The 14,426-nt window shown below is 60.1% G+C and carries 15 protein-coding genes; 5 read left to right on the top strand and 10 right to left on the bottom strand.

Annotation, left to right across the window (positions count from 1 at the left end; genetic code table 11):
- Window positions 1-32: 32 nt before the first annotated feature.
- The 5 genes from C4J83_RS00275 to C4J83_RS00255 all read right to left on the bottom strand — a co-directional run bounded on the left by C4J83_RS00275 (window position 33) and on the right by C4J83_RS00255 (window position 5,972).
- Window positions 33-764, bottom strand: a complete 732-nt coding sequence (locus C4J83_RS00275; RefSeq protein ID WP_106576015.1) for a carbonic anhydrase — start codon at window positions 762-764, stop codon at window positions 33-35.
- A 228-nt stretch (window positions 765-992) separates the two neighbouring features.
- Complete coding sequence (locus C4J83_RS30390) at window positions 993-2,051, bottom strand: PA0069 family radical SAM protein (protein WP_164487901.1); 1,059 nt, start codon at window positions 2,049-2,051, stop codon at window positions 993-995.
- A gap of 70 nt (window positions 2,052-2,121) precedes the next feature.
- On the bottom strand, window positions 2,122-3,420 hold the full coding sequence (locus C4J83_RS00265; protein ID WP_124416092.1) for a cytochrome c: 1,299 nt from the start codon (window positions 3,418-3,420) through the stop codon (window positions 2,122-2,124).
- Between the two features lie 12 nt (window positions 3,421-3,432).
- Entirely contained in the window at window positions 3,433-5,217 is a 1,785-nt protein-coding gene (locus C4J83_RS00260; protein WP_106576012.1) for a GMC family oxidoreductase, read from the bottom strand.
- Between the two features lie 2 nt (window positions 5,218-5,219).
- The gene (locus C4J83_RS00255; RefSeq protein ID WP_124416091.1) at window positions 5,220-5,972 is read right to left on the bottom strand and encodes a gluconate 2-dehydrogenase subunit 3 family protein; all 753 of its coding nucleotides are present in this window, start codon (window positions 5,970-5,972) and stop codon (window positions 5,220-5,222) included.
- A 273-nt stretch (window positions 5,973-6,245) separates the two neighbouring features.
- Here C4J83_RS00255 and C4J83_RS00250 point away from each other — a divergent pair, with 273 nt between their 5' ends.
- On the top strand, window positions 6,246-6,932 hold the full coding sequence (locus tag C4J83_RS00250) for a dual specificity protein phosphatase family protein (protein ID WP_124416090.1): 687 nt from the start codon (window positions 6,246-6,248) through the stop codon (window positions 6,930-6,932).
- 6 nt (window positions 6,933-6,938) lie between these two features.
- On the opposite strand, the gene C4J83_RS00245 is transcribed toward C4J83_RS00250, so the two are convergent.
- Together C4J83_RS00245 and prlC are read right to left on the bottom strand one after the other, a co-directional pair.
- Window positions 6,939-7,211: a YheV family putative zinc ribbon protein gene (locus tag C4J83_RS00245; protein ID WP_065902760.1), complete on the bottom strand. Its 273-nt coding sequence runs from the start codon at window positions 7,209-7,211 to the stop codon at window positions 6,939-6,941.
- Entirely contained in the window at window positions 7,208-9,307 is a 2,100-nt protein-coding gene (gene prlC / locus C4J83_RS00240) for an oligopeptidase A (RefSeq protein WP_177416141.1), read from the bottom strand. The genes C4J83_RS00245 and prlC overlap by 4 nt, the downstream gene beginning before the upstream one ends.
- 54 nt (window positions 9,308-9,361) lie before the next feature.
- Here prlC and C4J83_RS00235 point away from each other — a divergent pair, with 54 nt between their 5' ends.
- Both C4J83_RS00235 and C4J83_RS00230 read left to right on the top strand, forming a co-directional pair.
- The gene (locus tag C4J83_RS00235; RefSeq protein WP_106576008.1) at window positions 9,362-9,904 is read left to right on the top strand and encodes a gamma carbonic anhydrase family protein; all 543 of its coding nucleotides are present in this window, start codon (window positions 9,362-9,364) and stop codon (window positions 9,902-9,904) included.
- The gene (locus C4J83_RS00230) at window positions 9,901-10,560 is read left to right on the top strand and encodes an HAD family hydrolase (RefSeq protein ID WP_106576007.1); all 660 of its coding nucleotides are present in this window, start codon (window positions 9,901-9,903) and stop codon (window positions 10,558-10,560) included. Before C4J83_RS00235 ends, C4J83_RS00230 begins: the two co-directional genes overlap by 4 nt.
- 94 nt (window positions 10,561-10,654) lie before the next feature.
- On the opposite strand, the gene C4J83_RS00225 is transcribed toward C4J83_RS00230, so the two are convergent.
- The gene (locus C4J83_RS00225; protein ID WP_124416088.1) at window positions 10,655-11,698 is read right to left on the bottom strand and encodes an aminopeptidase; all 1,044 of its coding nucleotides are present in this window, start codon (window positions 11,696-11,698) and stop codon (window positions 10,655-10,657) included.
- Window positions 11,699-11,840: 142 nt separating this feature from the next.
- Between C4J83_RS00225 and C4J83_RS00220 the strand changes: the two genes are divergently transcribed.
- The gene (locus tag C4J83_RS00220) at window positions 11,841-12,263 is read left to right on the top strand and encodes a PA0061/PA0062 family lipoprotein (protein ID WP_106576005.1); all 423 of its coding nucleotides are present in this window, start codon (window positions 11,841-11,843) and stop codon (window positions 12,261-12,263) included.
- Here C4J83_RS00220 and C4J83_RS00215 read toward each other — a convergent pair whose 3' ends face one another.
- Together C4J83_RS00215 and C4J83_RS00210 are read right to left on the bottom strand one after the other, a co-directional pair.
- Window positions 12,264-12,503, bottom strand: coding sequence for a DUF1161 domain-containing protein (locus tag C4J83_RS00215; protein WP_010207769.1), 240 nt, complete (start codon window positions 12,501-12,503; stop codon window positions 12,264-12,266).
- A gap of 251 nt (window positions 12,504-12,754) precedes the next feature.
- Window positions 12,755-13,186, bottom strand: coding sequence for an OsmC family protein (locus tag C4J83_RS00210; protein WP_027608131.1), 432 nt, complete (start codon window positions 13,184-13,186; stop codon window positions 12,755-12,757).
- Between the two features lie 216 nt (window positions 13,187-13,402).
- On the opposite strand from C4J83_RS00210, the gene C4J83_RS00205 reads away from it, so the two are divergent.
- Window positions 13,403-14,404 (top strand): LLM class flavin-dependent oxidoreductase, encoded by a 1,002-nt coding sequence (locus C4J83_RS00205; RefSeq protein ID WP_106576004.1) that lies wholly within the window; start codon window positions 13,403-13,405, stop codon window positions 14,402-14,404.
- Window positions 14,405-14,426: the final 22 nt, after the last annotated feature.

The raw sequence follows: 14,426 nt of genomic DNA, 5'->3' as shown, positions 1-14,426 counted from the left end.
GCAGCCACCGCATTACCCGGCAGGGAAGTGTTTTAGAAGCGCGCTTTAGGCGTCGCGCAAGGGATGGGGCCGTCGCCGCTCAGCGGTCGAAATGCCGCCTGATCTGCATCGTAGGCTCGAATTTCGCTGGTCTCGATGTTGTAGATCCAGCCATGGATAAACAAATGACCATTGGCCATGCGTGAGGCCACGGAAGGGTGGGTGCGCAAATGCTGCAACTGGGCGATGACGTTTTCTTCGGTCAGCACCTTCATGCTTTCACCTTCATTGGCGCAGTCGCAGTTGTCCTCGACCATCGACTTGGCGACCTCGGCATGACGCAGCCAAGCCCGGACTGTCGGCATTTTTTCCAGGCTTTGGGGGTTGAGTACCGCGCGCATGGCGCCACAGTCGGAATGCCCGCACACGATAATGTGCTGCACGCCCAGGGCGAGAACCGCGTACTCGATGGCCGTGGAAACGCCGCCGTTCATCTGTCCGTAGGGTGGCACCACGTTGCCGACGTTACGCGTGACGAACAGGTCGCCAGGGGAGCTTTGGGTGATCAGCTCAGGCACGATCCGCGAATCGGCACAGGTGATAAACATCGCCCGTGGGCTCTGGGCCGTGGCGAGTTTTTTGAAGAGTTCTTCCTGCTGGGGGAAGACGTCGTGATGGAAATGCAAAAAGCCGTCAACGATGTGCTTTAGCGCTGCATCGGCGGATTCGGCCACCTGAGGGGCTGAAGCCGACGCAGCCAACGGCTGTTTATCCTTGTCACTCATGATTCATCCTCTTGATTAATGCAGGGAGAGTGTTCAGGTCATTTCGACGCTGGGCCAGTGGATTAGTTGTAAAACGCTGAAGACCACGGTTTCGACCCACCCGTCACTCGCTGAACAAGGTAACCGTCGAAACTTAACTCAAACTGAATGAACCGCTCTAGATCGAGGGTTTCAGTGATATCAAAACGCGACTATTCCTACAGACCTATCGCGCTCTTCGTCGTCAGTTTACAACAATGCCATCTGCCTGCCCGGTGGGCAGAACGCCGTGCAATCCAGATTAAACCCTTCCCGACGATTAAGCCCCAGGCGCTTGATCGCCTTGCTGAAGCGCTGCGCCAGCAGATCGGCGAACGGCCCCTCACCCCGCATGCGCACACCGAAGCGGCTGTCATACACCTCACCCCCGCGCACCTGGCGCACCAGGCTCATCACATGGGCCGCCCGCTGCGGGTAATGCGCCGCCAGCCACTCCTCGAACAGCGGCGCCACCTCCAGCGGCAGGCGCAGCATCATGTAGGCCGCACTTTGGGCACCCGCCGCGTGGGCTTCGGTCAGCAGACTTTCGAGCTCGCTGTCGTTGATCATCGGAATCATCGGTGAACACAACACGCCCACCGGAATGCCGGCCTCACGCATTACCCGAATCGCCCGCAATCGCGCCTTGGGCGCCGCCGTGCGCGGTTCCAGAATGCGCTTGAGCTCATCGTCCAGGCTCGTGAGGCTGATCATCACTGCCACCAGCCGCTGCCGGGCCAGCTCGGTCAGCAGGTCGAGGTCACGCAAAATCAGCGAACCCTTGGTAATGATGGTCACCGGGTGGCGGTAGCGCAGCAACACTTCGAGGGTCTGCCGGGTGATCGTGTACTCGCGCTCGATGGGCTGGTAAGGGTCGGTATTGGAGCCCAGATTGATCGGCGCGCACACATAACCCGGCTTCGACAGCTGTTGCTCCAGCACCTGGGCGGCATTGGTCTTGGCGATCAGCCTGGTTTCGAAATCCAGCCCCGGCGACATGTCCCAGTAGGCGTGACTGGGCCGCGCGTAGCAGTAGATGCAACCGTGCTCGCAGCCGCGATAGGGGTTGATCGAGCGATCGAACGGCAGGTCGGGCGAGTTATTGCGGGTGATGATGCTTTTGGCCGTTTCGATGCGCACTTCGGTGCCTTGGGTGGGCGGCACTTCCTGAAACCAGCCGTCATCCTCGGCCACACTGACGGTAGGCGCAAAGCGATTATGCAGGTTGGTGGCCGTGCCCCGGCCACGGGGCGGTAAAGGTGTAGACATGAAAACGCCCCAATACTGTTTTTATATACAGTAAAGGGGCGTGATGGTTATGACCAGTGCCGTCTGGCGGTCAGTGCTTTTGCGTCACTTGCCCCAGGTCATCGCCCGAGGTGGTGCGCATATCGCTCTTGCGCAGGTCCGCCACGTCGCTGGCTTTTACTGGAGCGCCTTTGTTACCCCAGCTGCCGCGGACGAAACTGACTACATCCGCCACTTCCTGGTCCGACAACCGCCAGGCAAACGCCGGCATGGTGAACGTCGAAGGCGCCGTGTGCGTTGCCGGCAAGGTGCCGCCGTTCAACACAATGTTGATCAGCGACGTGGCATCCGCTGTCTGCAACACCGGGTTACCCGCCAGCGCCGGGAACACCCGCGTATAGCCATGGCCATCGGTACGGTGGCACGCCGCGCAATTGTCGATGTACACCGACGCGCCCGGCTTGCTGTCGTCACCTTTCCACAGCGCCTCGGCGACCTGTTTGTCGTACTGATGCGGCTGATCCTTGGGATCCACCGCCGGCAGGCTCTTGAGGTAGCGGGCGATAGCGGTCAGGTCGTCCTGCGACATGTACTGCATGCTGTGCACCACCACATCGCTCATGCCGCCAAACACGGCACTGCGATCACTGCGGCCGGTCTTGAGGAATTGCACCAGTTGCTCTTCGCTCCAGCTGCCGAGCCCGTCCTTGTGATCGCCACGCAGGCTTTTCGCGATCCAGCCTTCCAACGGCGCGCTGCCGGACAGGAAGGCGTTGCCGTCAGTGGCGCTGAGGGCTTTTTCCTGCATGGTCAGGGCGCGCGGCGTATGGCAGGCGCCGCAGTGCCCCAAGCCTTCAACCAGATACGCGCCCCGGCTGACCACCGGATCGGCGGCCGGCTGTGCCGGATGCTCCTCAACGGCCGGCGCAAACATCCAGCGCCAGGCCGCCAACGGCCAGCGCATGCTCAAGGGCCAGGGAATATCGCTGTCCTTGTTCTCTTGGGCGACCGGCTCCACACCCTTCATGAAGTAGGCATACAACGCCTGCATATCGCTGTCGCTGACACGCGCGTAAGACGGGTAGGGCATCGCCGGGTAAAGCGTACTACCGTTCTTGGCGACGCCATGGCGCACGGCCTTGTCGAAATCTTCGAAGCTGTAGTCGCCCAGGCCGGTCTTGTCCGGGGTGATGTTGGTGGAGTAGATCACGCCGATCGGAGTTTCCATCGGCAGCCCGCCGGCAAAGGGTTGACCACCCTTGGCGGTGTGGCAGGCCACGCAGTCACCGGCGCGGGCCAGGTATTCACCCTGCTTGACCAGGTCGGTTTCAGCGGCGCTTACCGAACAGCTGCTCAAGAGGGCCAGGGAGGCGATAACAAATGCTTTCATGGTCATCGCTCCTTATGCCTGAACCAGTGGGCCGGGGTTTTTCAGGTACTGCTCGCGGATCGCCCGCGCCGACCAATACGTCAGTGCCGCCACCAGGCCGGTAGGGTTGTAGCCCAAGCCCTGTGGGAAAGCTGACGCGCCTGGGACAAACACGTTGTGTACGTCCCAGCTCTGCAGGTAGCGGTTCAACGCACTGGTTTTCGGGTCGGTGCCCATGATCGCGCCACCGTTGAGGTGAGTGGTCTGGTAGGCCGCTGTGTTGAAGTGCTCACCGACCTTTTTGCCGAGCACGGCAATGGCCTTGGGGTTCATCGCTTCGGCGACCTTGCCCATTTTCTCCATCATGAAGCGGTTCATCTTGATGTCGTTTTCCTGCCAGTCAAACGTCATCCGCAGCAATGGGAGGCCGTAGGCATCGCGGTACACCGGGTCCAGATCCAGGTAGTTGCCCCGGTAGGATTGATGCGCGCCGTGCGCGTCCATCGACACCTGATGGGTGTAGTAATCAGCGGTGGCGCGTTTCCACGCACTGCCCCAGGCCGGCGTACCGGGTGGGTTGGACGTACCGGCAATCGGCCGGCTGCCTGCCTGGTTGACCCACATCGGCGAACCGCCGACGAAACCGTGTGGCCCGTGGTCGAAGTTATCCGCGTTGAAGTCATCAAGGGCCACGCCGTTGCCGCCCGCACCGATGAAGTTATTGGTGTGGGTGTCCTTGTCGAAGAAGGCTTTGATGGTGCCCATGTTCTGGTAGGCGAAGTTGCGGCCCACCACGCCCTCATTGGTAATCGGGTCGTAGGGTTTGCCGATACCCGAGAGCAACATGAGGCGCACATTGTTGAACTGGAAAGAGCCGATGATCACCAGGTCAGCCGGCTGCTCGCATTCGCGACCCTGGGCGTCGATATAGGTCACGCCGGTGGCCTTGCTCTTGGTGCTGTCGAGGTTGACCTTGAGCACGTGGGAATTGGCCCGCAGCTCAAAGTTCGGTACCTGACGCAGCGCCGGCAGGATGTTCACATTCGGCGAGGCCTTGGAGTACATGTAGCACACGTAGCCGCTGCAGAAACCGCAGAAGTTGCACGGGCCCATCTGTGCGCCGTAGGGGTTGGTGTACGGCCCCGACGTATTGGCAGACGGCAGGTTGTAGGGTTTGTAACCAACCTCGGCGGCCGCTTTCTGAAACAGCTGTGCGGAGACGGTGTTTTTCTGCGACTCCAACGGGAACGGGTTGGAGCGATCCGGCGCATACGGGTTGCCACCACGGCCTTCGCCCACCACCTGACCTTTTACGGTCCAGGCCTGGCCGGAGGTGCCGAAGACTTTTTCCGCGTAGTCGAAAAACGGTTCCAGCTCTTCGTAGCTGACGCCGAAGTCCTGGATGGTCATGTCCTTGGGAATGAAGTTTTTGCCGTAGCGCTCTTCGTAGTGGCTGCGCATGCGCAACTCGATAGGGTCGACACGAAAGTGCACGCCCGACCAGTGCAGGCCCGCGCCGCCCACGCCATTGCCCGGCAGAAACGCACCCAGCTGGCGGTTGGGCAGGGCGACGTCATTCACGCTATGGCGAATGGTCACCGTTTCTTTGGAGATGTCCTGGAAGAGTTTTTTACGCACGCTGTAGGTCAATTCGTCGATGACCTGCGGATAGTTGCCGTCCGGGTAGGTGTCCTGCATCGGGCCGCGCTCCAGCGCTACCACGTTGAGGCCAGCTTCCGTGAGTTCCTTGGCCATGATCGCGCCGGTCCAGCCGAAGCCCACGATCACCGCGTCCACTTTCTTCATGATGGTCGCCACGTTTATGCCCTCTCGCCGCGAATGGAAACAGCCGGGAAGGGGTATTGCTCGTTGCGTTCAACCCAGTCCATAAAGTCGGCGCGGGCGCCGGGGAAGCCGATCATGGTCCAGCCAACCATGCCTTTGTTGCCGCCGTGGATCGGGTCGCAGAAGAACCCTTCCTTGGTGTTTTGCAGCAGCAGGTTGAAAAACATCTTTGCGGGCACTGTCTCAAAGTGCGCATTCACTTCGCTGCCGCCTGCTTCAAGGCGGCGCAGCATATCGTCTTGGGTAGCGCTGTCTTGCGCGGCAAAGGCCTTACCGTTGAACGCCTTCGACCACGCATCCGTCGCGGCAATGCCCAGGCGATAAATATCCTTGGGCACCAGCTTGCTCTGCCAGCCCATCTCCGGGACCGCATCGGCGTTGAACGGGCCCTGCATGAACCACAGCGCGCCCGCGGCGTAAGGCGTGTTCATCTGGCGGTCGATGTATTCCGGCGCACCGGCCTCCAGGGCGCCAGGGCCTTGGGCATCGGCGGGAATCAAACGCGCGACCGCGGCGTTGAGAAACGCCCACTCTTCGGCGGTGAAGTAGCTCGGTTCGTAGGCTTTGTCGCTGACCGGCGGTTTAGCCTCGGCAGCCTGCACCGGTTCCGGCGTGGCCATCAGCATCGAACCACCAAAGCCGGTGCTGGCAACCGTGACCACCGGGATCAAGGTCAAGGATTTGCGCAAAAAATCACGCCGGGGGTTGTCTTGATCTTGATCAGACATGGGTGCACCTCATCATGTGGTCACGGGTTTATCAGCCGCTTCTGGGAGCAGCGTGAAGGCTTGCCAGGAAATGGGATCCAAAGGGATAGAACACAGTGGCAAACAATAGTTACAAATGATAGCAGGCTAAGAATTGAGAAGAATCGGTTCAGCGAGAAAAACAGCAGATCAGATCGGTCTTCACGATTCTTTGACGAGTACCTCACGCCGCATTGACCCCGCGTAGGCGAATCTTTGGCTCATCAGCCATTTCCCTATTCGGTTACAACGCGCATGTTCGAGATTCGATTGCTGCCTGCCCTCGGCATGGCGTTCCTGGCCTTGTTCGCTACCGCGCACGCCCGGGCTGACGGCGCCTCCTCCCTACGCTCACCGGAGTGGGCCCAGCCTGTGGGCGACCAGTTCAATCTGCACCAAATGACGCCCACGCTGTATCGCAGCGCGCTGCCCAACAGCAATGCGCTTCCCGTATTGGAAAGTCTGAAGATCGCCACGGTGATCAACTTTCTGCCGGAATCTGATGCGACGTGGCTGAAGACATCTGATATCAAACAGGTGCAGCTGACTTATCGCACCAATCACGTCGACGATTCGGACGTGCTCGCGGCATTAAGGGCCATCCAGGATGCAGAAACCAAAGGTCCGGTGCTGATGCACTGCAAACACGGCTCGGACCGCACAGGTTTGATGGCGGCGATGTACCGCGTGGTGATCCAGGGCTGGAGCAAGGAAGATGCGCTGAACGAAATGACCCTGGGCGGTTTTGGTACCAGCAACGGTTTCAGGGACAGTGTTCGCTACATGATGAAAGCCGATGTCGACAAGTTGCGTACGGCCTTGGCGAATGGCGATTGCAGCACCAGTGCGTTTGCCCTGTGCTCGATGAACAGTTGGCTCAACACGGCCAATAGCAGCCGTGTCGACACCAAAAAAGACGCTGAACTGGTGCTGACACCCTGATGGGCGTCAGTCTTTTTTCAGCTTCGGATTGGGAAAAAACTGCACGGCCTGCACCTTCGGGTCCGGCGCTTTCAATGCCGATGTATTCACCCGCGTGCCCAACTCCTTGGGCACCGACAGACCTTGGTCATTCAACGTATCGGTATAACCGCAGGCCACACATTCGCGGTGCGGCACGTTGTCTTCGGTCCACATCTTCAACTTGTCTGGCTCACTGCACGCCGGGCAGACCGCCCCGGCGATAAATTGCTTTTTGGTAATCACAGGCCCTTCGCTCATGCTGCCGCGTCCTCACTCAGGCCGCTGTGGCGCAAGAGTGCGTCAATCGACGGCGCACGTCCGCGGAAGTCGACGAACAGCACCATCGGTGCCTGCGAACCGCCGCGCGCCAGAATGGCTTCGCGGAAGGCGCGGCCGGTCTCGGCGTTCAGCACGCCGTCTTCTTCGAACTTGGAGAAGGCATCCGCCGACAGTACTTCCGCCCACTTGTAGCTGTAGTAACCCGCCGCGTACCCGCCGGCAAAGATGTGCGCGAAGCTGTTAGGGAAGCGGTTGTACGCCGGTGGACGCATGACCGAGACCTCATCGCGCACGCCTTCAAGCACTTGCGCAACGCTGCGGCCATCGCCGTGGGTGGCATGCAGCTCGAAGTCGAACAGCGAGAATTCGAGCTGGCGCACCATCATCAGGCCGGACTGGAAGTTCTTCGCCGCGAGCATTTTTTCCAGCAGGTCCTGGGGCAGCGGCTCGCCGGTTTCATAATGACCGGAGATCAGCGCCAGGCCTTCCGGCTCCCAGCACCAGTTCTCCATGAACTGGCTCGGCAATTCCACCGCATCCCAGGCCACGCCGTTGATGCCGGAAACGCCGGCGTGTTCGACACGGGTCAGCAGGTGATGCAGGCCGTGGCCGAATTCGTGGAACAGCGTGGTCACTTCATCGTGGGTCAGCAGGGCAGGCTTGCCGCTGTCGGCCGGGGTGAAGTTGCACACCAGGTTGGCCACTGGGCTTTGCAGCACGCCATCGACGGTGCGACGACGGTCGCGCGCGCCGTCCATCCAGGCGCCGCCACGCTTGTTGGCGCGGGCGTACAGGTCGAAGAAGAAGCGGCCGACGTGCTGGCCATTTTCCTTGATTTCGAACAGGCGGACGTCCGGGTGCCAGGTGTCGAAACCTTTTTGCTCGGCAATCTCGATGCCATACAGGCGCTGAACGATGGCAAACAGGCCGCCCAACACTTTGTCGATCGGGAAGTAGGCGCGCAGGGCTTCCTGGGACACGCTGTAGCGCTGCTCGCGGAGCTTTTCGCCGTAGAAACCACTGTCCCAGCTTTGCAGATCGGCACAGCCTTGTTCGGCGGCATACGCCTTGAGCTGTTGAAGGTCCTGGGCGGCAAACGGCTTGCTGCGCTTGGCCAGGTCGCGCAGGAAGCTCAGCACCTGGTCGCTGGACTCGGCCATTTTGGTCGCCAGGCTCAACTCGGAGAACGACGCATAGCCCAGCAGTTGGGCCAGCTCCTGACGCAGGTCGAGGATCTGTTCCATCACCGGGCCGTTATCATTCTTACCGGCATTCGGGCCTTGGTCCGACGCGCGGGTGCAGTAGGCCGCGTAAACCTCTTCGCGCAGGGCGCGGTCGTGGGCGTAGGTCATTACCGCGTAGTAGCTGGGGAACTCCAGGGTGATCAGCCAGCCATCGAGGCCTTTGGCCTGGGCGGCGGCGGCCATTTGCGCCTTGGCCGAATCGGTCAGGCCGGCGAGGGTGGCTTCATCGGTGATGTGCTTGGTCCAGGCCTGGGTGGCATCCAACAGCTGGTTGGAAAATTTGCTGCCCAGCTCGGACAGCTTGCTTTGCACTTCGGCGTAGCGCTTTTGCTGCTCAGGCGGCAAATCGATACCCGACAGGCGGAAGTCGCGCAGCGACTGCTCAAGGATAGTTTTTTGCGCCACGTCAAAATCGGCAGCCTCGGGGCTGTTGGCCAAGGCTTCGAAGGCCTGGAACAGTGCGCGGTTCTGGCCCATCTCGGTGGAGTAGGCGCTCAACGCCGGCAGGCAAGCCTCGTAGGCTTCGCGCAATTCAGCGCTGTTGCACACGGCATTGAGGTGGCTGACCGGGCTCCAGGCGGCGCCCAGGCGGTCATTCAATTCGTCCATTGCCAGCACCAGGCCAGCCCATGTCGGATGTTTACCCTGGCTTTGCAGGATGCCTTCGATGGCAACACGGTTGTCGGCGAGGATCTGTTCGATGGCCGGTTGCACGTGCTCGGCACGGATCGCCGAGAACGGCGGCAGGTCGTAGGACTGCAGAAGAGGGTTGTTCGCGCTCACGGTGGGCACCTTGGCTGAAGAAACATGTAAGAACAAAGATGGGGCCATCTTAATTACAATCAACACCCACCGCAGCTATCAGCAGAAGAGAGAGAGGCTATCGTGACCCTTCGCACCTATCAGAACCACACGCCAACCCTGGGCGCCGGGGCTTTTGTCGATATTTCGGCGGTGGTGATCGGCGATGTCGAAATCGGCGCCGACAGCTCGGTTTGGCCGCTGACGGTGATTCGCGGCGACATGCACCGCATCCGTATCGGTGCGCGCACCAGCGTGCAGGACGGCTGCGTGTTGCACATCACTCATGCCGGGCCATTCAACCCGGACGGCTTCCCGCTGCTGATCGGCGATGACGTAACCATCGCCCACAAGGTCATGCTGCATGGCTGCACGGTGGGCAACCGCATCCTGATCGGCATGGGCAGCATCGTGATGGACGGCGCCGTGGTGGAAGACGACGTGATCATCGGCGCCGGCAGCCTGGTGCCGCCGGGCAAGAAGCTCGACAGCGGTTTTTTGTACGTGGGCAGTCCGGTAAAACAAGTCCGCGCGCTGACTGACAAGGAACGCGCCTTTTTCACCTACAGCGCGGCGAACTACGTGAAGCTCAAAGACCTGCACCTGGCTGAAGGATTCGATCAATGACCCAGCGTTACCAAACCGTCCTGTTCGACCTGGATGGCACCCTGACCGACCCGCGTGAGGGCATCACCCGTTCGATCCAGTACGCCCTCGCCAAACTCGGCATTGACGAACCGGACCTGACCCAGCTGGAACACTTCATCGGCCCGCCGTTGCTGCAAGCCTTCATGCAGTTCTACGGTTTTGACGAGGCCAAGGCGTGGGAGGCGGTGAATTTCTATCGCGAGCGCTTCAAGGTTACCGGGCTGTATGAAAACCGCGTGTTCGACGGCGTGATGCCGCTGCTCGAAGCGCTCAATGGCCAGGGCCGCCAGCTGTATGTGGCCACGTCCAAGCCCTGGGTATTCGCCCGCGAGATTGCCCGGCACTTCGATTTTGCCAAGCACTTCAAGGTGATCTACGGCAGCGAGCTGGACGGCACGCGCACCAATAAAGTTGAGTTGATTGCGCATTTGATGAATGAAGAGCGCCTGGACCCGGCGACCACGTTGATGATCGGGGATCGCAAGCATGACCTGATCGGCGCGCGCAGCAATGGGCTTGACTCGGCGGCGGTGGGGTATGGGTTTGGCAGTTTTGAAGAGTTGAGCGCTGAGGCGCCGACTTGGCATTTTGAGACGCTGGATGAGATGCATCAGGCGTTTTTGCAGCGCGCTTGATACCGCTTTCGCGAGCAAGCCCGCGCCCACACTGACCGAGTTCCAACATGAGCATGCGGTCGAATGTGGGCGCGGGCTTGCTCGCGAAGAGGCCCTAGTGGCCACCGCCCATCAACTGCCGCAACGCCGCCTTCCGCTGCTCCACCGGCAACCCACCCAGCTTCTCCACCGCTGCATAGAACTTCACCCAGTCCCCGCCTTCCTGCGCAAACAACGCCCCAAACGCCGGCACCCATTGGTCATACAGCCCAAACGGCAGCAACCGCGCGTTGTTCATCGGTTGGTTGATCCACATGTCGTAACGTTTATCACCTCCCCACTGGCTATCGCGCATTTGCCGGTAATCGCTGCGCAAACGCTCGAACTCCGCCGCCTTGGCCTGTCGCATCACATCAACTGCCAAGGGCTGTGCGTAGAGCTTTTCGAGGCGTTTACGGGTATCCAGCACCAATCGGATAAATTGATCACGCTGCTGCAACGCTGCATCGCTCAGAGGCGCCAAGCCCCGCGCCGCACGCCACTGACGCGTGCCTTCCTGCTCGACGAAGTTGGCATACGACTCGTTGAACTCGGTGTCGTCCTTCACATAAAAACGCTGGTGCGCCAGCTCATGAAAAATCAGTGTGGCCAGACGCTCATCGCCCCAGTTCATCATCGAATTCATGATCGGGTCATTGAACCAGCCCAAGGTGGAATAGGCCTCGACGCCACCAATCGACACGTCCATGCCTCGTTGCTGCAGCAACGCCGCCTCACCGCGCGCCGCGCCCTGGTTGTAATAACCGCGATAGGCGACGCATCCGGCAATCGGGAAGCAATGGGTTTCGGGGGAGAGCGAAAATTCCGTCGTAGCGAATACATTCCAGACTACGTAAGGCCGGCCAATGTCCGCGTACAACCTGTAACTCTGGTTGTCGGGCAAGTGCAGGTGCTCACTGGCGAACGTGCGGGCTTTTTGCGACTGCACCAAGTGCTCACGCAATACCTGTGGGCGAGAAGGGTCGGCAATCACTGCGGCAACCGGCTCACGGGCCCGCAGCAATTGCCATTGGCCGCTGGCGAGCTGGCTGTAATAACTGACACTCGAGCAGCCGCTGAGCAGCACCACCATCAACCCTGGAAGAAAACGCCTCAACATGCTCCGACTGCTCCTGGGTAATTTGCTCGCCAGCCTATCCTGCCTGCACGGAATTTTTCCATGGCGTAGCGTGTTTATACTCAAGAGGAGTCTGCTGCCATCGGCGCCGGGCTCAATTCCTTCCTACCGTTGAGTGCCTGCCATGCGCCAGCTCCTGTTACCTGTCACCGTCCTGTTTCTCAGCGCCTGTGCTTCTACGCCGATTCCTCCGGTGGATCCGCACCAAGCCTGGGTCGACTTCGCCACCCCGACACCCGGCGCCAAACTGGTGATGGCCCAGCGCCTGGACGGCAAGAATCTGAATGACGGGCGTTTTTTCCAAGTGCCACCCGGCAGCCACGAGCTGATGGTGCGCTTTGATTTCGAAGTGAACACGGGTACAGGCTTTGGCGGGCTGGACCAGACGCACGACCGCACCTGTTTCATGACCCTGCAGTACGACAATTTCCAGGCAGGCCAGCGCTATGTGCTGGAAGGGCGCTCGCTGGCCTTCACGCCCAACATTCGGCTGTATAACTCAGCGCGTCAGTTGCTGGCGCAGGAACGCAGCGTGAATTGCATCTGATCAGTCGTTGTTCTTCTGATAAACGATGGCTTTGGTGCCGTTTTCACAGCTGCCGACGACCATGGCGCTGTCATGCTTGTCAGCTTCTTCCTTGCTGACGATTTCCAAGGTGTAGGACGGCACGGCGTTAGCCTGGATCTTGACCTCGATCTCTTTTCTAAGCTCTTCACAATCTTTTGGAGCGGCCACGGCCGAAGTGGCCAAAACACCGCAGATGATCGCCAAGGCAAAACGTTTCATGTGTGAAGCTCCCTGAATGCATGCGCACGAGTGTGCACCTAGCTGCATAGGCTATAGGACCACATAGGGGAAACACGAGTTCTGATTTAAAGCAGAACTAAATGTGGGAGTGGGCGTGTGTGAGAACTGGCTTGCCTGCGATGGCAGCGCCTCGGTGCAACTGCAAAACCGAGGTGTACCTATCGCGGGCAAGCGCGGTTCTTACACACACCCACTCCCACACTGGATCTACACTGCTACGCAGACCGTATTTAGCTGACGAGCGTCGCATCCAGGCTGATCTTGGCATTCAGCACCTTGGACACAGGGCAGCCTTCCTTCGCCTTCTTGCTCAGTTCGTCGAACTGCGCCTGGCTTGCGCCCGGGATCTTGGCTTTCAACACCAAATGCACGGCAGTAATCGCAAAGCCACCGTCGACCTGGTCCAGCGTCACTTCGGCCTGGGTGTCGATGCTGTCAGCCTTGAGGCCGGCGTCGCCCAGAATCATCGAAAACGCCATGGAGAAGCAGCCGGCGTGCGCCGCACCAATCAGTTCCTCAGGGTTTGTGCCCTTGCCGCCTTCGAAACGGGCCTTGAAGCCGTAGGGCGCTTCGCGCAGTACGCCGGTTTCAGTGGAAATGGAACCCAGGCCTGTCTTCAGATCACCTTCCCAATGCGCGGATGCTTTTTTAACGATACTCATAGCGGTCTCCTCGAACGGTGGTTTTGCTTCAGTAAGGTTCTGAGGATAGAAGCTCTGGCAAAGTTCATCTTGTCGGAGAAACCTAGCATTCCAGTAGGAAATTTCCCCACCTGCTATTGAATCTCGGGTATATGCCCTCATTGCATAGAACATGCACATGAAGCGGCAGGTTTTGGTTCGTCTATAAGCCTGCGCACCTATTGGAGAAGCAGGCTTATGAAATCGCTGTCCGACGTGAAATTCTCGACCCTGGACCTGGTGCCCGTGCGCGCCAACGGCAGCCCGGCGCAGTCGTTGCGCAATTCCCTGGACCTGGCCCAGCACGTGGAAAAGTTTGGCTACAACCGTTTCTGGGTCGCCGAACACCACAACATGGATGGCATCGCCAGCTCTGCCACCTCGGTATTGCTCGGCTACCTGGCCGGTGGCACCTCGACCATCCGGGTCGGCTCCGGCGGCGTAATGCTGCCCAACCATGCACCGTTGGTGATCGCTGAGCAGTTCGGCACCCTGGAAAGCCTGTATCCGGGCCGGATCGACCTGGGCCTGGGCCGCGCGCCGGGTTCTGATCAGATGACCGCCCGCGCCCTGCGCCGCGAACGCTCGGGCAGCGCCGACGACTTCCCTGATGATGTGGCCGAGCTGATGGCTTACCTGGGCCCACGCACGCCGGATCAACGGGTTATTGCCGTGCCGGGCACCGGAACCAACGTGCCCGTGTGGTTGCTCGGCTCCAGTTTGTTCAGCGCGCAATTGGCCGGTGAGCGCGGTTTGCCCTACGCGTTCGCCTCGCATTTCGCACCACGCCTGATGCATGAAGCTATTCGCGTGTACCGCAATCACTTCAAGCCTTCAGCCGTATTGGACAAGCCCTACGTGATGCTGGGCATCCCGCTGGTGGCCGCCGATACCGACGAGCAGGCCGATTACCTGGCCACCTCGGTGTACCAGCGCATCCTCGCGCTGATGCGCGGGCAAAGCCTGGTGCAACGTCCGCCGGTCAAGACCATGGACGGCCTGTGGCTGCCCCATGAAAAAGACGCGGTCGGCAGCTTCCTCGGCCTGGCGATGGTCGGCAGCCCGGCGAAGATCCGCGCGAAACTGGACGTGCTGGTTGAGCAGACCGGTGCCGATGAGCTGATCTTTACCTGCGACCTGTACGAGCATGCCGACCGGATTCATTCCTACGAGCTGCTGGCGCAGTTGATGAAGGGCTAACATCGGCAGGCAAAAAAAACGA

Source organism: Pseudomonas sp. LBUM920 (assembly GCF_003852315.1).
Taxonomy (GTDB): domain Bacteria; phylum Pseudomonadota; class Gammaproteobacteria; order Pseudomonadales; family Pseudomonadaceae; genus Aquipseudomonas.
The sequence above is the reverse complement of the archived record's forward strand: the minus strand, read 5'-3'. Positions and strand labels throughout refer to the sequence as shown.